At 58.9% G+C, this 21,680-nt stretch carries 26 protein-coding genes; 15 read left to right on the forward strand and 11 right to left on the reverse strand.

Annotated elements, in window-relative coordinates:
• Positions 1 to 114 precede the first annotated feature (114 nt).
• The 3 genes from ACLBWT_RS20400 (at position 115) to ACLBWT_RS20410 (ending at position 2,153) form a co-directional block, all read left to right on the forward strand.
• Positions 115 to 606 carry a YtxH domain-containing protein gene (locus ACLBWT_RS20400; protein ID WP_447664966.1) on the forward strand — a complete coding sequence of 164 codons (492 nt, stop codon included), beginning with the start codon at positions 115 to 117 and terminating at the stop codon, positions 604 to 606.
• A gap of 14 nt (positions 607 to 620) precedes the next feature.
• Positions 621 to 821, forward strand: a complete 201-nt coding sequence (locus tag ACLBWT_RS20405) for a hypothetical protein (protein WP_447664967.1) — start codon at positions 621 to 623, stop codon at positions 819 to 821.
• A 108-nt stretch (positions 822 to 929) separates the two neighbouring features.
• The gene (locus tag ACLBWT_RS20410; RefSeq protein ID WP_447664968.1) at positions 930 to 2,153 is read left to right on the forward strand and encodes an NAD(P)/FAD-dependent oxidoreductase; all 1,224 of its coding nucleotides are present in this window, start codon (positions 930 to 932) and stop codon (positions 2,151 to 2,153) included.
• A 53-nt stretch (positions 2,154 to 2,206) separates the two neighbouring features.
• On the opposite strand, the gene ACLBWT_RS20415 is transcribed toward ACLBWT_RS20410, so the two are convergent.
• The 3 genes from ACLBWT_RS20415 to ACLBWT_RS20425 all read right to left on the reverse strand — a co-directional run bounded on the left by ACLBWT_RS20415 (position 2,207) and on the right by ACLBWT_RS20425 (position 4,815).
• The gene (locus tag ACLBWT_RS20415; RefSeq protein WP_447665020.1) at positions 2,207 to 3,751 is read right to left on the reverse strand and encodes a DHA2 family efflux MFS transporter permease subunit; all 1,545 of its coding nucleotides are present in this window, start codon (positions 3,749 to 3,751) and stop codon (positions 2,207 to 2,209) included.
• A gap of 267 nt (positions 3,752 to 4,018) precedes the next feature.
• Positions 4,019 to 4,561 carry a general stress protein gene (locus ACLBWT_RS20420; RefSeq protein ID WP_447664969.1) on the reverse strand — a complete coding sequence of 181 codons (543 nt, stop codon included), beginning with the start codon at positions 4,559 to 4,561 and terminating at the stop codon, positions 4,019 to 4,021.
• Positions 4,562 to 4,659: 98 nt separating this feature from the next.
• Complete coding sequence (locus ACLBWT_RS20425; protein ID WP_021880240.1) at positions 4,660 to 4,815, reverse strand: hypothetical protein; 156 nt, start codon at positions 4,813 to 4,815, stop codon at positions 4,660 to 4,662.
• 202 nt (positions 4,816 to 5,017) lie between these two features.
• Between ACLBWT_RS20425 and ACLBWT_RS20430 the strand changes: the two genes are divergently transcribed.
• The 7 genes from ACLBWT_RS20430 to ACLBWT_RS20460 all read left to right on the forward strand — a co-directional run bounded on the left by ACLBWT_RS20430 (position 5,018) and on the right by ACLBWT_RS20460 (position 9,202).
• The gene (locus tag ACLBWT_RS20430; RefSeq protein ID WP_021880239.1) at positions 5,018 to 5,338 is read left to right on the forward strand and encodes an STAS domain-containing protein; all 321 of its coding nucleotides are present in this window, start codon (positions 5,018 to 5,020) and stop codon (positions 5,336 to 5,338) included.
• A 37-nt stretch (positions 5,339 to 5,375) separates the two neighbouring features.
• A complete protein-coding gene (gene rsbW, locus ACLBWT_RS20435; protein WP_447664970.1) occupies positions 5,376 to 5,831 on the forward strand; it encodes an anti-sigma B factor RsbW in 456 nt (151 codons plus the stop codon).
• Positions 5,828 to 6,610 carry a sigma-70 family RNA polymerase sigma factor gene (locus ACLBWT_RS20440; RefSeq protein WP_447664971.1) on the forward strand — a complete coding sequence of 261 codons (783 nt, stop codon included), beginning with the start codon at positions 5,828 to 5,830 and terminating at the stop codon, positions 6,608 to 6,610. Before rsbW ends, ACLBWT_RS20440 begins: the two co-directional genes overlap by 4 nt.
• A gap of 149 nt (positions 6,611 to 6,759) precedes the next feature.
• Entirely contained in the window at positions 6,760 to 7,962 is a 1,203-nt protein-coding gene (locus tag ACLBWT_RS20445) for a magnesium transporter CorA family protein (protein ID WP_447664972.1), read from the forward strand.
• A 143-nt stretch (positions 7,963 to 8,105) separates the two neighbouring features.
• The gene (locus ACLBWT_RS20450; protein WP_447664973.1) at positions 8,106 to 8,663 is read left to right on the forward strand and encodes a sigma-70 family RNA polymerase sigma factor; all 558 of its coding nucleotides are present in this window, start codon (positions 8,106 to 8,108) and stop codon (positions 8,661 to 8,663) included.
• Positions 8,650 to 9,006, forward strand: coding sequence for a YxlC family protein (locus tag ACLBWT_RS20455; protein ID WP_447664974.1), 357 nt, complete (start codon positions 8,650 to 8,652; stop codon positions 9,004 to 9,006). Before ACLBWT_RS20450 ends, ACLBWT_RS20455 begins: the two co-directional genes overlap by 14 nt.
• Positions 8,993 to 9,202, forward strand: coding sequence for a sigmaY antisigma factor component (locus tag ACLBWT_RS20460; protein ID WP_447664975.1), 210 nt, complete (start codon positions 8,993 to 8,995; stop codon positions 9,200 to 9,202). The genes ACLBWT_RS20455 and ACLBWT_RS20460 overlap by 14 nt, the downstream gene beginning before the upstream one ends.
• An 83-nt stretch (positions 9,203 to 9,285) precedes the next feature.
• Here ACLBWT_RS20460 and ACLBWT_RS20465 read toward each other — a convergent pair whose 3' ends face one another.
• Positions 9,286 to 10,443 carry a PP2C family protein-serine/threonine phosphatase gene (locus ACLBWT_RS20465; protein WP_447664976.1) on the reverse strand — a complete coding sequence of 386 codons (1,158 nt, stop codon included), beginning with the start codon at positions 10,441 to 10,443 and terminating at the stop codon, positions 9,286 to 9,288.
• A 137-nt stretch (positions 10,444 to 10,580) separates the two neighbouring features.
• Positions 10,581 to 11,177, reverse strand: coding sequence for a DUF948 domain-containing protein (locus ACLBWT_RS20470; protein ID WP_447664977.1), 597 nt, complete (start codon positions 11,175 to 11,177; stop codon positions 10,581 to 10,583).
• Positions 11,178 to 11,556: 379 nt separating this feature from the next.
• Between ACLBWT_RS20470 and ACLBWT_RS20475 the strand changes: the two genes are divergently transcribed.
• The 4 genes from ACLBWT_RS20475 (at position 11,557) to ACLBWT_RS20490 (ending at position 15,410) form a co-directional block, all read left to right on the forward strand.
• Entirely contained in the window at positions 11,557 to 11,721 is a 165-nt protein-coding gene (locus tag ACLBWT_RS20475; protein ID WP_447665021.1) for a DUF1328 domain-containing protein, read from the forward strand.
• A gap of 192 nt (positions 11,722 to 11,913) precedes the next feature.
• Positions 11,914 to 13,563: an NAD(P)H-hydrate dehydratase gene (locus ACLBWT_RS20480; protein ID WP_447664978.1), complete on the forward strand. Its 1,650-nt coding sequence runs from the start codon at positions 11,914 to 11,916 to the stop codon at positions 13,561 to 13,563.
• A 155-nt stretch (positions 13,564 to 13,718) separates the two neighbouring features.
• Positions 13,719 to 14,549, forward strand: a complete 831-nt coding sequence (locus tag ACLBWT_RS20485; RefSeq protein ID WP_447664979.1) for a lipase family protein — start codon at positions 13,719 to 13,721, stop codon at positions 14,547 to 14,549.
• 498 nt (positions 14,550 to 15,047) lie between these two features.
• Positions 15,048 to 15,410: a helix-turn-helix domain-containing protein gene (locus ACLBWT_RS20490; RefSeq protein WP_447664980.1), complete on the forward strand. Its 363-nt coding sequence runs from the start codon at positions 15,048 to 15,050 to the stop codon at positions 15,408 to 15,410.
• 245 nt (positions 15,411 to 15,655) lie between these two features.
• Here ACLBWT_RS20490 and ACLBWT_RS20495 read toward each other — a convergent pair whose 3' ends face one another.
• Positions 15,656 to 17,614 carry a stalk domain-containing protein gene (locus ACLBWT_RS20495; protein WP_447664981.1) on the reverse strand — a complete coding sequence of 653 codons (1,959 nt, stop codon included), beginning with the start codon at positions 17,612 to 17,614 and terminating at the stop codon, positions 15,656 to 15,658.
• Between the two features lie 257 nt (positions 17,615 to 17,871).
• On the opposite strand from ACLBWT_RS20495, the gene ACLBWT_RS20500 reads away from it, so the two are divergent.
• Positions 17,872 to 18,378: a DinB family protein gene (locus ACLBWT_RS20500; protein WP_447664982.1), complete on the forward strand. Its 507-nt coding sequence runs from the start codon at positions 17,872 to 17,874 to the stop codon at positions 18,376 to 18,378.
• A 104-nt stretch (positions 18,379 to 18,482) separates the two neighbouring features.
• On the opposite strand, the gene ACLBWT_RS20505 is transcribed toward ACLBWT_RS20500, so the two are convergent.
• From ACLBWT_RS20505 to ACLBWT_RS20525, 5 genes are all read right to left on the reverse strand, one after another.
• Positions 18,483 to 18,647 carry a hypothetical protein gene (locus ACLBWT_RS20505; RefSeq protein WP_447664983.1) on the reverse strand — a complete coding sequence of 55 codons (165 nt, stop codon included), beginning with the start codon at positions 18,645 to 18,647 and terminating at the stop codon, positions 18,483 to 18,485.
• Positions 18,648 to 18,790: 143 nt separating this feature from the next.
• Entirely contained in the window at positions 18,791 to 19,045 is a 255-nt protein-coding gene (locus ACLBWT_RS20510) for a hypothetical protein (protein WP_447664984.1), read from the reverse strand.
• A 148-nt stretch (positions 19,046 to 19,193) separates the two neighbouring features.
• Positions 19,194 to 19,916 carry an amino acid ABC transporter ATP-binding protein gene (locus ACLBWT_RS20515; RefSeq protein WP_447664985.1) on the reverse strand — a complete coding sequence of 241 codons (723 nt, stop codon included), beginning with the start codon at positions 19,914 to 19,916 and terminating at the stop codon, positions 19,194 to 19,196.
• A complete protein-coding gene (locus ACLBWT_RS20520) occupies positions 19,913 to 20,566 on the reverse strand; it encodes an amino acid ABC transporter permease (RefSeq protein ID WP_447664986.1) in 654 nt (217 codons plus the stop codon). Before ACLBWT_RS20520 ends, ACLBWT_RS20515 begins: the two co-directional genes overlap by 4 nt.
• Before the next feature lie 21 nt (positions 20,567 to 20,587).
• The gene (locus ACLBWT_RS20525) at positions 20,588 to 21,418 is read right to left on the reverse strand and encodes a transporter substrate-binding domain-containing protein (protein WP_447664987.1); all 831 of its coding nucleotides are present in this window, start codon (positions 21,416 to 21,418) and stop codon (positions 20,588 to 20,590) included.
• Between the last annotated feature and the right edge of the window lie 262 nt (positions 21,419 to 21,680).

A 21,680-nucleotide genomic window follows, 5' to 3' on the forward strand; every position in this document is an offset into this window, starting at 1 on the left:
CCGTTCACCACTCCTTCCAAAGATAACCTCCTGCCGCCGCCCGCAATTAAGGTTTCAACGGACGTGCAGACGTTTATAAATTCAACAACAACCACTTGAAGGAGATGAACGGATATGGCAAACGAAACAACGGCAAAAAGCGGTGGAATGACAAAAGGACTTTTGATCGGCGGCGCGATCGGCGCGGCGGCGGCACTGCTGTTCGCACCGAAGCCAGGCAAGGAGCTCCGCTCCGATCTCGCCCGCAAATCTTCGGATGCGGCTGATTACGCCAAGCGTCAGGGAGCCATGCTCACCGAGCAGGCGAAGGGCGTCGCAAGCACGGCGGGAGAGAAGGCTTCCGCCCTCACCTCCAAGGTGCAGGAGCTGGCCGCCAAGGCCAAGGATGCAGCGCTGATCCAGCAGGATGTCATCAAGGAAACGGCCGCGACCGCGATCGCGGAAACGAAGGATGCCGTAACGGACGTGAAGGACCATGCGCAGAAGGTCGCTTCGGAAGCTACCCGGCATGTGGACAACATCAAGAGCGAAGCTTCCGACAACCACGACAAGGCGATGAAAGACACGCCGTCCATCAACAAATCCAACTCCAGCTTCAACAACTAAGGAGGCCGATGGCCATGAGCGGAGGCAGCCGGGAGGAATTCCCCCAGCCTGACGGCCAGGCCGGCAGCAAGCACCGGGATATCGAGGATGCGCGCAACGGCTCCATGGTTCAAGACGAGCAGGATATGAAGCGGCTCGGCAAGGACATGGAAAGGATGCGCACCAATTCCGAGCTCGAAGAGGAAGGGCTCGTTCCCGATCCGGCCCAGGATTGATCATCTCAAGCAGCGGCGCCGTCCATCAATGATGGACGGCGCCGCTTTTTGGCTTGCCCTCATGAATTCAAGGTGATCGCTCCATAATAAGTCGGGAGGTGCACCACTATGAAAGACCATCACGCGGGAAACCTATATTGGCCGCATACGCTCGCCGCCGTCCCTTCCTACCCCGCCCTTGAAGGCCATGCGAAGGTCAAGGCCGCCATCATCGGGGGCGGCATGTCCGGCGCGCTGTGCGCGCTTCTTTTTGCCAGGAGCGGCATCTCTTGCTGCGTGCTGGAAAGGGATGCCGTAGCAGGAGCCAGCACTTCGGCCAATACCGGCCTGCTGCAATTTTCCAACGACATCATGCTCTGCCGTCTGATGGAACAGATCGGCAAGCAGGATGCGATACGCTTTTACCGAGCATGCAAGGAATCGTTGGAGCACCTCGCCCTGGTGGCAGGCTCGCTTCCGGCGGACACCGGCTTCCGCCGCCGCAGCAGCCTCTACCTCGCTTCCGCGGATGAGGACCTTGCGGGCGTGCAGGCGGAGTATAAAGCTTTGCATGAAGCAGGATTCCCCGTCGATTGCTGGAGTGCCGAGGATATCCGGTCCCGCTTCCCTTTTTCCGGTCCAGGAGCGGTCGTGACCCGGGGCGATGCGGAAGTGAACCCGTTCCGCTTGGTCCATGCCCTGGCCGCAGAAGCGGCAGCGAACGGAGCGGTCGTCTATGAAGGAACCGAAGTGGCTCGGCATACGACCGGTACCGATGGAGTCCACCGGCTGGAAACGGCAGGCGGCGCGATCGTCGAGGCCGACCATGTCGTCTATGCCGTCGGCTATGAGCCCGAAGAGCTGAGGGGAAAGCTTCTCAAAGCGGAGATCAACCGCTCCTTTGCCGGTGTCACGCCGGTGCAGTCATCGTTCGGCGCGTGGCACGAGCGCATGATGATCTGGGAGACTGCCCGTCCTTACCTGTACGTCCGCACGACTCCCGAGGGGAGAGTCGTCATCGGCGGTCTGGACGAGCCGTCAGCCGCTCCCGTCCATGACGAGCAAGCGCGCCTGCGCCGAATGGACAAGCTGTCCCGCAGCCTCGCCTCCATGTTCCCCATGCTGGACAGCACGCTCGAATACGAATGGAGCGCGGCGTTCGGAGAGTCGCTGGACAATCTTCCTTTCATCGGCCGCGATCCAGCCTGGAGGAACGTCTATTACTGCCTCGGTTACGGGGGAAACGGAACCGTATACAGCATGATGGGGGCATCCATTCTCCGTGATCTCATCCTCGGCTTCGAGCATCCGCTGGCCGACCTTGTCGCCCTTGACCGCCCGGGGAGAATATAACGCAAGAAACCTCCTTTGCCCGCGGACGGACAAAGGAGGTTTCTTCGGTTTCTTTATTGCTGCGAGCTTGCCGCCGGAGTCTGGGAGGAGTCGGCCGGCTTCGCGGGACTGTCCGGAGTTACCTCGACATGCGGCTGCGTCTTGCGTATGAAGAACGCCAGCACGAGCGCGGCCGCGGATATCCAGGTCGCAACCAGGAAGGCCAGGTTGATGCCGTGGATCGTCGCTTCCTGGGTGATGTGCAGGACGGCTTTGGCGTTCGCCGGGTCTTTCGGATCGAGTCCGGCGGCCGTAATCATCTCGGCGCCCTTGCTCTTGGCGCTGCTGCTCATGATCGACACGAGCAGCGCCGTGCCGAGAGCTCCGGCAACGGTCCGCAAGGTGTTGGACATCGCCGTTCCGTGCGCGATCATCCGCCTTGGGAGCTGGTTCAAGCCCGCGGTCATGATCGGCATCATGAGCATGGACATGCCGAACATACGGGCGGTGTACAGCCAGATCAGATGCGTGTAGCTCATATTGTCGGTCAGCCTGCTGAATTCGAACGTCGTCACGACCGTAATGGCAAGGCCGGTGACCGCCAGCCAGCGGGCTCCGACTTTATCGAAGATGATGCCGGTGACAGGGCTCATGATGCCCATGAGGATCGCGCCGGGGAGCAGCAGCAGGCCCGCCTTCATCGGAGAGAAGCCCAGAATCTTCTGCAGGTACAGCGGAAGCAGGATCATCGCGGCGAACATGGCCATCGTCACGAGAATGTTGATGATGGTCGTCAGCGTGAACATATCGAATTTGAAGACGCGGAACTCCAGAATCGGATTTTTGATGACGAGCTGCCGCCATACGAGCAGCACCAGGCTGACGCCTCCGATGATGAGCATCCAGAGGACGAGCTGGCTGTCCCAGCCTTTCGTGCCGGCTTCGCTGAAGCCGTACAGAAGGCCGCCGAAGCCGGTTGTCGACAGGACAACGCCCCAGTAATCAAGAACGGGCTTGGACTGCGGCAGCACGTTGCGCATGCGGAACATGCCGAGAACAAGCGAGACGAGAGCGATCGGCAGGACGATGTAGAAGAGCACCGGCCAGCTGTAATGCTGAATGACCCATCCGGACAGCGTCGGGCCGACGGCAGGCGCGAAAATCATCGCGATGCCCATCATGCCCATCGCCTGGCCCCTCTTCTCGACCGGGAAGATCGTCATGAACACGACGTTCATCAGCGGCATCAGGATGCCGGCGCCGGCAGCCTGGATCAGGCGGCCAGTCAGCAGGACCGGAAACCCTCCCGCGACGGCGCAGACGACGGTGCCGATGCAGAAAAGAACCAACGATAAAATAAACAGCAGCCTCGTTGAAAAACGGGCGACCAAATAAGCGCTAAGCGGAACGAGGATGCCGTTGACGAGCATGAAGCCCGTCGTCAGCCACTGGGCCGTGTTCGTCGTGATGCCCAGATCTTCGGACATTTGGGGCAGGGCGACATTGATCAGCGTCTGGTTGAGCAGGGACACGAAAGCTCCTATAATCAATGCAGCCACCAGAGGAGCTCTTTTGAATCCAGCTGCTCCTCCCGCAGCGGTTGGACTTGCGGTACTCACGGTTTTCACCACTCTCGCTTTCTCTCTATATCCAGGCTATGGCCCGGAAATTAACTCAATTAATTAAATTTTACTTCTAAAACGTTTGGAGCGTCAAACCGGCTGAGCCGCCGCCTACCGGACTATTGTCCGCAAAAGAGGCCTCCTGCTTCCGTTTAGGCTTGTTTTTGACCTCGCACAGCATCTGAAGGGCTGTTTCTTCTATATAAATGTAAATCTGTACGAACGCAAAAAGCCGCCTCGCAGGCGGCCGCATCGCTTTGCTTCTTAGGTCAGAATCGTCGTGGCGCCATTGGAACGGAAGATCGTCTCGGCTCCGGCCAGCGAATCCTGGGAAGGACCATCCGCCTCGTAGACGCTGTCCGATCCGTCCTCGCGATCGGCGATCAATACGATTCCGCCTTCCGCGACGGCGTCCCTCGCCTCTTCGGCCAGATTGTCGCTGAGCCCAAGCTCCTTGAAGATCGACTCGAACGGCGTATCTCCGCCGATGACGTCGTCGGCAAGCACGTATCCGCCGGCAAAAAACGGCGCTCCGCCGCTGGATATGGTATTGCCGCCGAATGGCGCGGCGCCGACGACAAAGCCCGTTCGATCCAGCGGGTAAGCTCCCGAGTCGTTGCGGCGAGCTTCCTTGATGTCCTGGAGCTCGTCGGCATGGACATCGGTATCGGATTCGATGAAGCGGATCGAGTCGCGGTCGCGTCCGAGCACCTTGATCTCATCCGGGGCGAATCCTCCGTCACGGAGCGCCTGAACCGCCTTGACGGCATTTTCCTGATTGTCGAAAACAGCGATCGTCTTGCTCATTCTGACTTCCTCCTTCAGTTCGGATTTTAAGGCCAATTATCACTATTCCCTCGCGGTGTCCGCCTCATGCGGACCGCGCCGTCATGGCGCATGCCGGATCAGAACATGGGGATGATATAGCGGATCAAGAAGTACAGCACTCCGAAGAAGATGATGATGTAGGCGGCATATTTGATGAATGTGGCGGCCACCATGCTGGAGTCCGATTTATGCTCGACATGCCGCTCTTCGACCTGTACGTTGCGGTTATCCATGTGCGGTTCCTCCCTTCGCTTGCGATTTTCGCTTAGGGTTCATTACCCATGCCCTTGGAAGGAAAAACCGGCTCTGGAAAGAATATATTTCAGGATGAATCGGTTCAAAAGCTGTTTCAGATATGCGCGGACAGGTTATTTATCCTGTATGACCATTTAATGAAATCATTTTTGTCATGACACTTAATCAGGAGAGGGATCTATGAACCAGAACGAGAAGTTCCAACTGCGCACCGAAACTCAGGAAGGACGCTGCATCGTCTACCTGAGCGGAGAGCTTGACCTTGACTCCGCGTCCCAGCTCAGAGCCGCCATGGCTCCCCTTATGGAGCTGACCGACCGCGAGCTGATCCTTAACCTGAGCGACCTTAAATATATTGACAGCACGGGAATCGGCATCTTCGTCTCCGTGCTCAAAGCCCGTCATGCCAAGAACGCCCCGTTCGAGGTCGAAGCCATTCCTCCGGGTATCCGCAAGCTGTTCGACATGACCGGAATCACTCCTTTTTTGACCAAATCCTAAGAATTCCGCCTGCGCCGAGAAAGGACCGAAAAAAGATATGAATCCTGCTGAAGAAAAAATAGTTCTACGCCTCCCGGCGAGATCCGAATATCTGGATCTGATTCGTCTTACCTTGTACGGAGTCGCGACCAAAGTCGGATTTACGTATGAAGAAATCGAAGATATGAAGGTCGCCGTATCCGAAGCTTGCAACAACGCTGTGCTCTACGCTTATGCTGGGCATTCGGACGGAGCCGGTGAAATGGAGATCCGATTCGTCCGCACCCCCGATGCGCTGTCGATCATCGTCAAGGACGAAGGGGCCAGCTTCGACGCCGCTTCTGTCGCTCAAAAAGCTGAGCCTCTGCATGGCAAGTCCATCCATGACATTCAGGCAGGAGGACTCGGCCTCTATCTGATGCAGGCGCTTATGGATGAGGTCGAAGTGCGCAGCGAGATCGGGACGGAGGTCGTTCTTACCAAACGTCTGGTAAAAAGTGGGGAATTGGCATGACCATGAACCCGGCTAGCCAATCGCCGCAAGCGGGCACAGCCTTGATTTTGGAATATCAAAGCAATCCCAACAACGATACGGCTACGTTGCTTATCACCCATTACGAACCGATGGTCAAGATGGCAGCCGGCAAAATCGCGCGGAATCGGCCCGATCTATACGAAGACTTGTATCAGGTAGGCCAGATGGCCCTGCTTCGATTGTTCGCCCAGTTCGACGCTTCGATGGGGGTGCAGTTCGAGCCCTATGCCATGAAAAGCATCATCGGCCATATGAAGAACTACCTGAGGGACAAGTCCTGGTATATTCAGGTTCCGCGCCGGATCAAGGAAAAAGGGATTGCCGTCCAGCAGGCTATCGACGAGCTGACCATACGCCTGGAGCGTTCTCCCCGGGTAGAAGAGATTGCGGAGCGGATGGATCTTACGACCGAGGAAACGCTGGAAATACTCGGCGGCCGCGACTTGTACCATTATATTTCACTCGATACGCCGATATCGGAGGACGAGAGCACGACGACGCTCGGCGAGCTGATCGGCTCGCAGGCGGACGACTTCGACTCCGTCGACAAGAAGATGGACCTGCAGGCCGCTCTCCAGCAGCTGAAGCCCGAGGAGCAGCAGGTGCTGATGCTCGCGTTCGAGGAAGGCATTCCGCAGCGTCTCATCGCCGATCGCCTGGGCGTCTCCCAGATGAGCATCTCGCGCATCCAGAGGAGAGCCATCGACAAGCTCAAGCGGCTCCTGTCGGAAGACGGACAAGCCTATGATGAAGCCTGATCCGCGCCTCTTGCCCTCATATCGTCTTTCACTGGCCGCATCCGGCTTGCCGGATGCGGTTTTTTCATCTTGCCTGGAGTCCGGTTGTAAGCAGAACCTCTTCGGGGTATGATGTTGAAGATCAATTCATCATGGAAGGAGGCGCTCCGATGATTCACCGCATGCTCCGTTATGCGGCAGGCTGGGAATGGCATATCATTCAGGAGCAGCGGGATTCCGCAGCCCCGGGAAGCACGGATGAAGCGCCTCCTCCCCCTCTCGGAAGCCGCAAGTCGCGAACCCCGGCGCCCGCTCACGGCCCCTCGTCCGAAGCGGAAGCTGCGTCCGAGGAAGGCCGCGCCGAGCAGACGGCCAGGCTGTGCGGAGAGCTTCCTTTTTGCAGCTCATGGATTCGGGAAGCCTCGGATCGCCGCCACAACCTCGTCTCGTACACGGAGGAGAGCGGCGGCGTCTCCATCCTCTCCGGCACGCTGATGATCCAGCTGTCGGAGCAAGGGCGCGACACCCGCCCTCTTCACTTCTGGCTGCAGGAATCGCGCCTCGTCACCTGGCATGAGGATCTGCGGCTGCCGCTGCGGCTGCAGACATCCGCCTGGTCCGAATCGCTGGAGCGCTGCGCCACCGCACCCGAAGGTTTCGCGGTGCTGCTGAGCGCCGCCCTCGAGGTGTTCCACAGCGGCCTCGACGAATTCGAGCGGCGGCTGACCGGACTCGAGAATGCGGTGCATAACCGCAACCGGACCGCATTGCTGCCCGTCATCTTCGAGCGGCGCCATGACCTGCTTCATTGGAATCATCTGTTCCTCCCCGTCCGCGAAGTGCATGACGCCGCCAAGGAAGCGTTCATGGACGGAATCGTGCAGTCCGCCTCCTTCCAGCGGCTCAGCTACAAGCTGGAGCGGATCGACTCGCTGCTGACCCATTACACGTCGGAGATGGACACGCTGATCGCCATGGACGACGCGATCGCGAGCTTCCGCGGCAACGACATCATGAAGACGCTGACCATCTTCACCGCCCTGTTCGTTCCGTCCACCATCGCCGGAACGTTGTGGGGCGTGAACTTTCTCCATCTGCCCGGCAGAAATTCCGAGTGGGGCTTCATCATCATGTGCGGCGCCGTCGTCGCCGTGACTTGCGCCCTCTATGCCTGGCTCTGGCACAAAGGCTGGACCGGCGATCTGCTCACCGACCGCCCTTCGACTCCTTCTGGCGAATCCTCGGCTTCGCCGAATTCCAGATCTGCCGCTCGGGCTCCCGAGCGCCGCCAACGCCGCAAGTCCGGGAAAGCGCCTTTCGCGGGCGGGCGAAGCCGGCGGCCTTATCCGGGGTCTCCATCCGAAGAAGAATAAACCTCTTTGCTCCATGCAAAGCGTTTATTCTTTTTTTGATTCCGATGAACGTTTCGTTGCCGACAGGCGACAAATATAAAACTGCCGACAACAAATAAGCCGGTGAGGGACATACGACGCCGGAAGGTCAGGATGGAACGAAGATGACGGAATCAAGCAAGCTTGCTGCAGGCGCTCCTCTCGGCAGCCGGGAAGCTCTCGCGCGCAAGGGCAATCCGGATGCGCTGGCTTCGCTGCTTCACGAGCACTATCTCTTTTTGAAAAAGTATCTGATCAAGCTCACGTTGAGCCTTCCTCATGCCGAGGATTTGGCTCAGGAAACGGCGATCCGCGCCATTGAAGGCATAAGGAGCTATCGGGCGGAGGCGAAGTTCACGACCTGGCTGCTGCAGATAGCGACTCATGCGTTTCTCGACGACAGGCGCAAGCAGGACCGGAGAAGCCGCTGGCTGAGGGCATACCGGGACACCGAACGGCTGCGCCTGCAGCAAGCCTGTCCCGGCTTGTCCATCGAGCTGCTTGAGGCGCTGGAGGCTCTGTCGGTGGAACATCGCGCCGCCGTGCTGCTCAAGCATTACTACGGCTATTCGTACGAAGAAATCGGAACGATGACAGGCGTATCGCCGGGGACGGCCAAGTCGCGCGTCCATCACGGTCTGGCCCGCCTGCGGAAGGAGCTGGATGCCCATGAAGGAATCTGATGAGAAGGAATCGGCGAATGACATGGAAACGGATGTCGAAGCGAGACTTGTCCGCGAGCTCCGGCAGCTGGACCGGGAGCTGCCGGATGAAGGGAGTCCCGGACTGAGCGAGCTGGAGGGGCTTGTACGAACCGTGCAGGCAAGACAGCGCCAGGCTTTGCTTCGCGATCTTCTCCTATTTTGGGGCGTTGCCGCGCTCGTGCTCGGGGCTGTATTCTGCGCGGCAGCGTTCGCGCTCGTTCCTTATCTCGCCGCCCAGCTTCTCGTTGCCGTCGGAGCGGTTGTCGCCTGTGTGCTCAAGCTTGCTTCGGGAAGAAAGGCTGCCGCACATGAGCAGGAATAATCCTTCCATCAGCGACGTTCCGATCTATGTCTGGATCCTCGTCCTAACCGTGCTGCTGGCCCAGAGCACCTGGCTGTTCATCGATGCGGGGCGCCGGGGACGCAACCGCTGGTTTTGGGGAATCTGGGGCCTTCTTCATTTCCCTACCCCCCTTCTCGTCTACTTCGTCTGGTACAAATGGATCAAGAAGCGCTGAATCGGATGCAAATAGGCTGCAAGCTCGTCATCCGCGGATGACAGGCCTGCAGCCTTTTTCATTGGATCGTCAGCCAAGCGCCTTCAGCTGATCTGAATCCGGACCAGACAGCAGTCATCGGGCCGATCCAGTCCTTCCTCTCCGCCCACCAGATCCTGTAGGGATCCGGTATGGCGCACCGTGCCGGCCAGATGGTCCAGCAGCGTATCCAGCCGGCTCTCTTCCGGGCCGCTGACGAGCTCGATCAGGCCGTCGGTGAACAGCAGCAGCTGATCGCCCGGCTGCAGCTTCAGGACATGCTTGGTGAAGGCGACGTCCTCGAACATTCCGACCGCCATGCCGCCGCCGGACAGTCTCTCCAGCGGGAGGCCGGCATCACAGCGGACCAGGATGCCCGGCGGGTGCCCCGCATTGACATACTCGACGGTGCCGCTGGCCAGGTCCACGACAAGATAGAGAGCCGTGAAGTAATACTGGATGAGCTGATCGGCGAACTGCAGCTGCAGCGCCCGCCGGTTGAGCTCCTCCATGACGCTGACCGGCTCTACTCTCGTTACCATCGCGTCTCGCAGGACGGAAGCGATGAACATGCAGACGAGAGAGGAGGAGATCCCGTGGCCCATCGCATCGATGACGGCGATGCCGTAGCGGTTCTCATCGATCCGGTTCCAGGCATAGAGGTCTCCGGAGAGCTCCTCGGATGGCTGATAGAGCGCGTCGATCTGGATGCCGCTTTCCTCCAGGCGGGCAGGCAATGCGGCCGACTGCACTTCCTTGGCGAGCTGAAGCTCCTCCCGGATCCGCCTGTCGCGCTCCTTATGCCAATCCTTCTCCTGCTTGAGCCGCAGCGCCACGCGGATTCGGGCGAGCAGCTCGATCCGGTTGATCGGCTTGGTGACGTAATCGATCGCGCCGGCATCCAGCGCCTCGGCCAGCTTCTTGGAGTCTCCCATGGCGGTCACCATGATGACAGGGATATCCCTCAGCCGCTCCGATGCCTGAACGGCCAGGCATGCCGCGATGCCGTCGATGCGGGGCATCATCATATCCAGAAGGATCAGATCGACGCCGGGATCAGGCGCGACTTCGCACATCTCTTCTCCATTCTCGGACAAGCCGAGAATCGAGAACAGCTCCATGCCCGAGGAGGCTGCCCGGATATCCCTGTATCCGGCCCGCTTGAGCATTTCCTGAACGACCGTTATATTCATCGCGTTGTCGTCTACTACTACTATGCGCATGTTAATGTAATCTCCCCGGAAATCATGGCAAAAGCAGGAAGGTTTATCCCCCTGCCGCCTTTTTTTCTGTCCTTATGGTAGCCCATGTTGCCGATAAAGTCCAGCCGGCGGAAGCCTTCCGCCGACTAGCCGCTTGCTTACGCCTTGCTCTTGCCTGCACGAAGCAGACGCGCCGCTTGAATGCCTACATCCAGCCAGCCTACCCATGCCGGAGAAGAAGAAGCTTCATCCGCAAGAACGGGCACCTTGCGTGGGCGTTCTCCCGTCGCAGGCGTACCGGACCGCAGCGGGACCGCCGTTCCGGCATAGGCGGCAGCCGCGCCGCTGAGAGACTTCTCGGATGCTGCCGCCGCGCTTGCCGCGCCTTCTTCCAGCTGAGCATGGACGGCCGACTCATGCGCCTTGCGGCGCAGCTTATTGGTCCAGCCGGAGGAGAACTCCCGCGCGGCCGACGCCACTTCGTGGACCGTCTTGCCGACTTCGCGAACCGAAGCCATCAATGGATCGACGGCATCGATCTGATGGTTGACCTGATTGGTCAAATCCTTGACGCTCACGACGAGGGCATCCACATCGCCCTTCCATTCCTTGACGGCCCCTTGCACCTCGCGGATCGCTCCGCTTGCCGCTTCCAGCGAATGCTGGGCTTTGCGCAGCGTCTGAACCAAAAATCCGACGAGAACGGCGATTGAAAGGGCGATAACCAGTACGCTGATCTCCAAGATCATGCTCATTTCATTTCCTCCTTGGCGGTCATGCGACTGCCCGCTTGATTTTTACGTCTTTACCCGTCAGGCCGCCGATCCAATCAAGCCGTTTGCTTCTTCTCTCCTATCCGTGGCTGCCTCCATTCCCTCCCATGCTGAAGGAGATATCCATCCTTGCCTCCGAAGATGGATATCGCGCCTCCCGCCTTGATCTCTTGTTATATCTCGTACTAGATGTAGGAAAATTTAGGCTTGCCCTCTGTTGTTTCGGCCTCTGCAGGCTCGGTTAATACTGCTACAACAGCGGACGGCACAGTCGTCCGGCGGGTTTGACAGAAGGGCAGGCATCAAGTCCTGCCCGGCTGTCGAATCCGTAAACTAACCTAAGAAGGGTACGGTGAATCTCATGTTAAAATGGGCAGTTATTTTCCTTGTCATCGCCATCGTGGCGGCAATCTTCGGTTTCGGCGGCATCGTCGGCGCAGCTGCAGGCATCGCCAAGGTCCTCTTCTTCATCTTCCTGATCCTGTTCGTCATCTCGCTCATTACGGGCCGGAGAACAACCCCTTAACGGGGAGGCTCGGACAGATTAAGCGGCAAGCCGGAGCTCGTCCGATCCCGGACGAGCCTACGCTGGAAAGCTTTCGCTTCCTTCGGGAAGCGGGGGCTTTTTTTGCGTGCCGGAACAAGGATTCTATTGAAGGAATCCGAACGAGGGTAAGACAGCTATAGAAGCAGCAACATTTAGAAGGAAGGGATGACCATGAATCTCGCAACCGCGCAGCAAATGCGCCGCCTGGAAGAAAAAGCGATGGAAGGAGGTCTCCTGACGGCGGCGACCCTGATGGAGAACGCTGGCCGCGCATTGGCCGAGGCGGTATGCCGATTCGCCCTCGGCCATGAGCTTGAAGGACCGTATGCCCTGCGCTTGCCGGGAAATCCGGACATAGGCGCAGGCTCCAGCCGCTGGTCAGAGAACAATGCGATAAACAAAGGCCACCCCGGCGGGATGCGGCCATGGGGCGTCTTGACGGGCAAAGGCCGTAACGGCGGCGACGGCTTGGCGGCGGCCAGGCATCTGGCGCTTCTCGGATTGCCGGTCCGCATCATCTATTCCGCTCCTCCGGAGCAGCTGGACGAAGAAGCCGTCCGCCAGCGCAAGCTGCTGCACAAGCTTCCGGGCGCCCTGCAGCCGGATGAACAAGTCTACGCGCCGGGCGCAATCGAATGGAACGGGTTCGGAGGCATCGTCGATGCCCTGCTCGGAACCGGTACGGTCTCCGGCCCGCTCCGCGAGCCCTTCGCCTCGCTGATCCGCGAAGCCAACGGCAGCGGCTTGCCGATCATCTCAGCCGATCTGCCGAGCGGCGTCGAACCGGATACAGGCGCCGTATCGGATCCTTGCATCCAGGCTTCGGCTACCGTTGCCTTCGGCCTTGCCAAGATCGGCCTGGCTCAATATCCAGGCGCCGGAATGGCCGGCGCCGTCCTCGTCGCTCCGATCGGCGCCTCTCTCGATCCTGCAGCCCTGGGCTTGCCAGCGGTCCATATGCTATCGGAACCGGTGCTGCGGAATGTGCTGGGCGAGGAGTCGGATGACCGACGCGAGGCCGACAGCAACAAAGGGACGTACGGCCATGTGCTGTCCGCGGCAGGAAGCAGGCTTATGAGCGGCGCCGGCTTGCTCTGCGCGACCGCCGCCCTGCGCTCAGGAGCCGGTCTCGTCACCTGGGCGCTGCCGGACCGCATGGCGGAAGCCGTCATCGGCCTGCGGCCGGAGCTCATGCTGGCTGCTCTAGAGGATGGCGGCACCGGCGGCTGGCAGGATGTCGATCCCGTCGAGCTCGCCTCCGCCGCTGCCCGGATGGACTCGCTCGTCATCGGCCCTGGCCTCGGCAAGCTTCCTTCCGGCTGGCTGCGCCGGCTGTGGGAAGCTCTGCCGGAATCGCTGCCGATCGTGCTGGATGCCGATGCGCTGAACCAGCTCGCCGCAAAAAAGGACTTCGCTTCCTGGCCCCGCCGCCAGGGCGGCGTCGTCCTCACCCCTCATCCCGGCGAGATGGCCCGGCTGACCGGATTGTCTACGCCGGAAGTGCAGCGGAACCGCATCGAAGCAGCTCGCCGATATGCCTCCGAGCACGGGGTCACGCTTGTTCTGAAAGGAGTCCGCACCGTCATCGCGGCTCCGGACGGGACCTGCTTCGTGAATCCGACCGGCAATGCGGGCATGGCGACCGGCGGCACCGGCGACGTGCTGGCAGGCATCATCGGCGGCCTGCTCGCCCAAGGGAAGAGCCCTGCAGCCGCAGCCGCTCTCGGCGTCTGGCGCCATGGAGCGGCGGGAGACCGCGCCGCCGCCGCGCGCCGCTCCCCGGCCTCCCTGATCGCCGGAGATCTGATCGAGCATCTGTAGACCCATCAGAAGCACGGGAGGTCCTTCCGGACTTCAATCCCAGGGCAGCCGCTCTTGCGTTATTATCCGCTCACAGCCCCCGTCCATAGGCGCATATCCTTGACCGTCCGCATATAATGCATACACAAGCATTCAGCGGCAAAGGAGTTGGAAGCGTGAGCAGAGAGGTCAATCTGAGCAGCGCCTCCCCGGAGATGGATCCCCGTACTGCCCTGTTTCTCGCGGCGATGTGCGGGCAGACTTATATGCAGCTCCAAAGCATGGGAACAATCCGGCTTCCGGAGGAATATGAGCTTGTCGGCACCTTCCAAGCCGGAGGCTTGAACGGGTATTCCCAGCCGTTCGGATTCGTCGCGAAGTCGGCCCGCACTTCCATTCTCGCTTTCCGCGGCACCAGCTCCACCTTGGAATGGATCACCGACTTCATGGCCGATCAAGTGGACTTCGATCTCATCCCCGGAGGCGGGGCTACTCACCGCGGATTCACGGAACTGTACCGCAGCGCAAGGCCGCAAGTCATGGAGCTGCTGGGCGAAGTTCCGCCCGGCAATCCGCTGTTCGTAACCGGGCACAGCCTCGGCGGCGCGCTCGCCGTCCTGGCGGCGGTCGATCTCGCGGAGAACAGCGGTTTCTCCGCTCCCGTCGTGTATACGTTCGCAGCCCCCCGTGTCGGGAATCCGGAATTCGTCGACGCTTACAACAAAGCGGTTCCGCAAAGCTTCCGCATCGCCAACAAGGACGATATCGTCGTTCACCTCCCTCCGCTCGTCTATCAGGATCCGCGGACCAAGACGATCTATTATTACTCGCATGTCCGCCATCCGAGCGAGCTTGATTTCAAAGGCGGCGGCATATCGGGGAATCATGTGCTGAGCAGCTACTTCCGCGCGCTCGCGCTGCAGGAGCCCGGATTCGTCGACGCCATGTGCATGGATCCGATCGGCTGGTGTCCTTCTCCAAGCCTTCCGGGTGAAGGCGGGAGATAGTCCCGCTCCCGCCGCCGGAGAAAGAATGGAAGCGGAGCTGCTGAAGCGTCCCGGCTGCGAGCTGCCTGGTAGCTGCCTGGTAGCTTCTGCGAGCTGTCTGCGAGCTGTCTGCGAGCTGTCTGCGAGCTGTCTGCGAGCTGTCTGCGAGCTGTCTGCGAGCTGTCTGCGAGCTGTCTGCCGCCGATGCGCATTCCGCTCCGCCGGAGCATGCCGATCCATTGCCGCATGCAGTCGCAAGTCTGCCTGTTCTCCGGTACAATAGAAAAGCGAGCGGCCGTCTCTCCGAGGCCACTGGAAAAGTAGCGTAAGGCGCGAAATCGTTCTGGAGAAACGGATGTGGTCGCCTTTGTCCCCGGATTTCAACCGTTAAAAGCGGCAGAAATCAGAGAAATCTGGGGACAACAGCGATCGGAAGAATGATTTCAATCTGCAGCGACACATTTTCAGTTGCCTCCGTCTCCCCGGCCGCCTTTTTTCGATCGGAGGAATGATTGCGTCATGTCCAAGCCTGACCACCCCGTCTCCGCTCCGGAGCCGGCTATCGGAAGCCGGCTCCGGGAGCTGCGGCTTCTTCGCGGATGGACGCAGCAGCAGCTGGCCGACGTGCTCGGAATCGCCAAGTCGACTGTATCCCAATACGAGAACAACGTGAACGAACCGGATCTGCGGATGCTTGCCCGCCTCTGCCGGCTGTTCGATGTCCCCTCTGACGATCTGCTCGGACTGAAGGCGGCCGCCGGTTCCGATTCGTCGACCGGCGGACTGCAGGCGCTGTCTGCCGATGAACAAGCCTTCCTGCAAGCAAGCCTGGACGCTTACCGCATAGCCGTAAAAATGAAAGACAGCAAGCGCGTAACGTAGGCCTCTGATGTAAGCCGCCCGGAGACTTGCCAGGCAATAGCAGGCAGGCATTATTACGCCTGCTGCCGTCCTCACAGCCAGATGAAAATCGCCGGGAGCCTTGCATCCCGTACATCCAGCCGCTTCGGAGCTGGCGATATTCGCTCTCCCCTCTTTATATCCAAAGAAGCAAAATAAACCGTCCGGAAAACCGGACGGTTTATTACGCTTGGATCAAACCTTGGATGAACGTGAATCCAGCTGGCTCAGCCTTTCACAGCCGGCATCGGCTGGAACATCATCGTAATCGGCAGGTTGCTGCCGGAGGCGATCATGTAGACAAGCTCCACCGTTTCCTGCGTGTTGCCGGATCGGTAGATGACGGCCGCTTCGTTCTGATCCTTCAACTGGTCATTGTTCGTGACCGGCACCAGCTGCCCGTTGACGAGGAAGCCTCCCGCGTACAACCCTCCCCGTGGATTGAGAGAGACGATCGTGCGCGGCGCCAAAGTCACTTTCATTTTGTACAGCACGCCGAAATTGCCGACATTGTACTGGAGCGTTCCGGTCGTGTTGTCATAGCCGTCCAGATAGGGATCCAGCACGTTGTCGCCGAGCACGACGCGCTCTTCCTTCGTGCCGAGGACGCCGTCGATCTGGATGTCGCGGGTCGTATTGTTGAAAGAGCCCCGCGTGTGAATTCCGTCAGCCGGCATCAGGTCCAGGAAATCCAGGTTCTGCAGCGGATCCTTGCCGTCCGCGACAACGACGACGCGGAAGCGCAGCGTCTGGTCGGCGGCGACATCCGCATAGGCCGAGTACACCATTCCCGGCTTGATTGCCGACTCCGAGATTTGCGGCAGCACTTTGACCGACTGCCCCGGCCTTACCTGTGTCGTCACCGCTGCGCCATTGGCCTGCAATGCACTCAGGTAACGCACAGTTGAGAGTTTGCCGGTGCGGATCTCGGATGGATCCGGTCCGCCGGTGCCGACCGCTCCGACGCTGAAGTTCGCCGGCATATTGCCTTCGTTCGTCACGACGAGGTACATGCGGACATTGTAGCTGAGCGTATTTTTATTGTGGAAGAGGAAGCGGATGTTGCCCGAGAACTGGTCGTCGTATGCGATGCCTTCCTGCTTCCACAGCTCCGGGCTGTTGCTGCGGATCATCCGCGACGGCTCCGACTGAAAATCATAAGACAAAGTCGGAATGCTGAGCACGGCCCCGCCGTCCACCTTGTACTTCTCTCCGACAGGGGTATACAGCATGCCGAACTCGGTCTCGTTATAGAGCACTTCGTCCGTAATGGTGATCGTCTTGCTCACCGTCGAGGTGAGGCCTTGCGTATCCGTTACGCTCAGCGCGATCGTCTTTTCTCCCGGCTCGAAATAGCCCAGCTGGCGCCCGGTCCATTTCGTCTTGGCCGGATCGATCGCGTTGTTGTCGTCCGTGCTGAGATCCGTGAACTGAACCTGCTCGCCTTGACGGTAGACCGTCTTGTCGGTCGAGAAGTCCGCCACCGGCGGCATGTTCACCGGAAGGACCTGCACAGTCACCGAGTACGGGTCGCTCCAGGTGCCTGCGGAATCCTGGACCCGCCTTGTGACCGTATACGTCCCCGCCACGGCGAATACATCCTGGCGGCCGGTCCACTCCTCATTTTGCATAGGCAAGCCGGCCGGAGAGGAGTACTGGTCCATGTACTGCACGGGATCGCCAGCGTACAGCGGCTGCGGCGTCACCTGGAAGGCCGCGCTGGGCATCGACTGCTGCCAGGTCAGCGTGACCGTCTTGCCGGAGAAGGCGATCTTGCTCTCGGATATGAGCGCCCAGGTCCGGATCGGAATCATGAGCGATCCTTTCAAGGAGTAGGCGGGCGCTTCTCCCGTCCATTTCGTACCGTTGACCAGGATATCCTTCGTGTTCATCTTGAACCGGATCTCGCCCTTGGCGCTGATGGCGATGGATTCCTTCGTCTTGGCATCGTACGAGACTTGATAGCCGTACAGCTTGGCGAGCGAGCTGAAGGCGGCGTAGGAGTAGTCCTTGCTGATCGTAAGCGGCTGCACCGCGTTGTAAGGAGCGCCGTTGATCATCATTTTTGTGCTGTTTTTGGTCAGAACGAGCGTCTGGGCACCGTCCTGAGGACTGGCATTCGCGCTGCCGCCGTACACAGGAAGCAATAACAAGGAAAGCATGAGCAGCCATTTCATCGGTTTCATGGATCGGGTCTCCTTTGATTCTAATCGGTAAAGAACGGCCGAATCGCTTATCGCACTTAGAATAAAACGCAGGTCCGATGGAAATGTTGCGAAATTTGGGATTTTTATCAATGGACGCAAGCAAGAAGGCCCGCCGTATGGACAGGGAAAAACGGCCGGGCATTCCTCGGACAGGCAGCCCTCGATATTAGTACTAAGTCCTAATACCTTGATATATAATGGCTGAAAGAACCGTCAGTTTATGGAGGCGATAGGGGATGGAGGATAGCAAACCCTGTCTGAACGCAGCAAGAGAGCTGCTGCTGCAGGAAATTTCAGCTCTGACCGAAGACGAGTTCAATGAGATCGCGGAAAACCATGCGTGGAGCATCGCTCAAATTTGCCAGCATTTGTTGAAGACGGAAATCTTGTTCCAAAAAGCCCTTGCATTCGGCCTGCGCCAAGAGCAGCAATCCCGACCACAGCGGCAGTCCATCGAAATCGTGTCCGATCGCTCCATCAAATTTCCAGCCCCGAAGGTTTCGGAGCCCGATGATGGCCCCTTTCAAATTCCGCAAATCGTCCAGCAATTGAACGGCGCCAGGTCAAATTTCTTGGCATTTCTGGATTCGATCGAGGATAAATCCGTGTTGAAGGTAGCAGCCGTGCATCATCCCCGCTTCGGCGATCTGCCTCTGGATCAATGGGTGGAGCTGCTGCATCTGCATGAGCGGCGGCATATTGAACAAATCATAGAGCTGAAATCGGTACTGAAGCAGAATTAGAATCCAATCGAGGCATTTCAAAATGGCCGCGGCAAGCAGCTCCGCCAGCAGAGCCGTCCATCACATCAAGTCGGCGCCCTTCGCATTCCACATTCAGCCCGGCCTTACTCCCGCCCCGCCCATCCGACGATCTTCAGGTCGGAATTCACGTAAGCGCCGATCGTTCCCTCCATGAGATCTTTGTCCGTCGCGAAATCGACCCGGCATACGCCTTTCTCGACCGTCGGCGTGACAGGAGCCTCCTTCAGCTGCCGTTGTTCCCGCCGCATCGCCGCTTCCCGCCATGCCTGAACTCCTTCCGAAATCCAATGACCGCCGCAGGAGCATCGCGATCTCCGCCTCATTAGAGCATGTCCTTCATTTTCCCATATACGAAAAACAAGGAAGCATCCTTGCATCCGCTTCATTCGGATCAGGCCCGGAGCTTTACAATCGCCTTTTCCCGGTCCTTGCTGGCCACATAGAACCGGTACTCGGTAAGGCTGCATCCAAGCAGTCCCTGATCATAGCTGAGCTCTTGCAGCCGGAATGGAATCGCCGCTTCCTTCAGCCTCTCCAACACGGCATCGGTGCCGGATGCTTCCGTGGAACACCAGACGCAATGCCTGAATTTCGAGGTCATCCGCGCCGCGGCGCAGCGAAGCCAGCTCTCGATGTTTCCTGTCATGCTTCCTCCACCTCTCCCGATCAGGCCATCCTTTCTAATGAACTATGCGGCAGGAGCAGGGTGCAGAACATGGACCGATTGGCGGGAATGCAAAAAAAACCTTGAAGGCCCGGGGGCTTTCAAGGTTCGGCTCATTGAAGGCCGGGTTCTACAGCACTTTGGAAAGGAATTCGCGCGTGCGCTCATGCTGCGGAGCGGCAAATACGTCGCGGGGGTTGCCTTCCTCTACGATATAACCGCCGTCCATGAAGATCAGGCGGTCGGCCACTTCGCGGGCAAAGCCCATCTCATGGGTGACGATGATCATCGTCATGCCCTGCTGGGCGAGCTTCTTCATGACGTCGAGCACCTCCCCGACCATCTCGGGGTCCAGCGCGGATGTCGGCTCGTCGAAGAGCATGACATCCGGCTGCATGGCGAGCGCGCGGGCGATGGCGATGCGCTGCTTCTGGCCGCCGGACAGGCTGTCGGGACGAGCATCGCGCTTGTCCTCGAGGCCGACCGTCCGCAGCAGCTCCAGCGCGATCTTCTCGGCTTCTTCCTTGCCGAGCCCCTTCACCTTGCGCGGGGATACAGTCAGGTTGTCCAGAACCGACATATGCGGAAACAGGTTGAAGTGCTGGAACACCATGCCCATCTTCTGGCGGATGGAGTTCAGATCCTTCTGGGCGCCCGTCACATCGCGGCCCTCGAAGCGGATCATGCCGCCGGTCGGCTCCTCGAGCCGGTTCAGGCAGCGCAGGAACGTGCTCTTGCCGGAGCCGCTCGGGCCGATGACGGCTACGACCTCGCCCTTGCTGATGTTCGCGTTGATGCCCTTCAGCACCTCGTTCTTGCCGAACGATTTGCGCAGTTCTTGAATTTCGATCATCGCTGGCCCATCCTCCTCTCAAGCAAGATAAGCAGGCGGGACAGCGTGAAGGTCATGATGAAGTAGATGCCGCCTGCCACCAATAGCGGCTCGAACGAGCGGAACGTCACGCCCTGGATCGTCCGGGCGTTGTACAGCAGCTCGGCGAGGCCGACGACCGAAATCAGCGAGGAATCCTTGATGATGACGATAAGCTCGTTGCCGATGGCCGGCAGCATGTTGCGGAAAGCCTGCGGCAGCACGATGAGCCGCATCGTCATGCCGCGGGACATCCCGAGGGAGCGGGCCGCTTCGGTCTGGCCTTTGTCGATGGCCTGGATGCCCGCCCTGAATACTTCCGCCATGTAAGCGGCGCTGTTGATCGTCAAGGCGACGACGCCCGCGACGAACGCCGGCAGGTTGATGCCGACCGTAGGCAGCGCGTAGTAGATGATCAGAATCTGCACGAGCATCGGGGTGCCGCGGATGATCTCGATGTACGTTACCGCAAGGAATTTGAGCACCCAGATCCGGGAAAGGCGGACAAGGGCAAGCAATACGCCGAAGACAGTGCCGAACAGCACTCCCAAAACGGAAAGACGGAGCGTAAGCCAGGCTCCGTCCACAAAGTAAGACCAGTATCCGTTGAGTGCGGAAAAATCGAGATTCATTTTATTCGCACCATCCGTCCCTTATTTTCCGACCAGTTCATTGGCTTCGACGACGAAGCGGTCGATCTCTCCGCTTTCCTTCAGACGGTCGATCGTTTTGTTGACGGAATCGACAAGCTCCTTGTTGCCTTTCTTGATGGCGATGGCGGAACCCGCTTCGTCGGCGGACTGCTCGATCTTCACGTTCGTCAGCGCGACCGTATCCTGTGCTTTGACGTACTGGTCGGCAACCGGCTTCTCCAGAATCAGAGCGTCCACGCGGCCGGAATTCAGCTCCAGGATCAGTTCCGGGATCTTGGCGATCGAAGTCAGCTTGGCGCCTTCGATTTCCTTGGCGATTCCTTCTTGGATCGAACCTTTTTGGACGCCGATTTTTTTGCCTTTCAGATCGTCCAGCGTGTTGAAGCTTCCTTCGTTTCCTTTTTTGGCGAGCACGCCTTGATCGGCCAAATAGTAGATCTTCGAGAAGTCGACGGCTTTCGCGCGTTCCTCGGTCGGCGTCATGCCCGAGATGACGAAATCGACTTTGCCCGTATCGAGCGACAGCAGCAGGCCGTCAAAATCCATGTCCTTGATTTCCAGCTTGGCGTTCATATCCTTGGCGATTTCCTTGGCGATCTCGATATCGAAGCCGACAATCGCGTCTTTGCCGTCAACCGTTTTGTGGAACTCGTAAGGCGCGTAGTCCGCACTCGTGCCGAGCACCAGCGTTTTCTGCTCCGTGCCCGCATTCGTATTCTCGGCCGCGCCCGTATTCGCGGCACCGCCCGTATTGCTTTCGACATTGCCTTTCTGGCCGCATGCTGTCAGCACCAGCATTGCCGCGATCGCTACTGTCCAAACCTTCTTCATGATCATCTCTCCCGCCTCTATTTAATCGATGTGGAGCGGGCTGGAACCCGTCCGATGGCTAGCAAAAGTAAATATGCGAAAAAACGAATAAATAATTACGAATGCCAGTATAACACCGATAATAAGCAATCACAACGTTTGAAGCGCAAGTTTCAAAATGATGCCATTTACGTCTTTTTAAGATGAAGTTATTTACGAATAAAGATATTTTATCCTGTACTCTTGCTAGTAATGGTTAAAAGCAAGAAATGAACAAGGAAAG

It is taken from the genome of Paenibacillus sp. D51F (assembly GCF_053345695.1).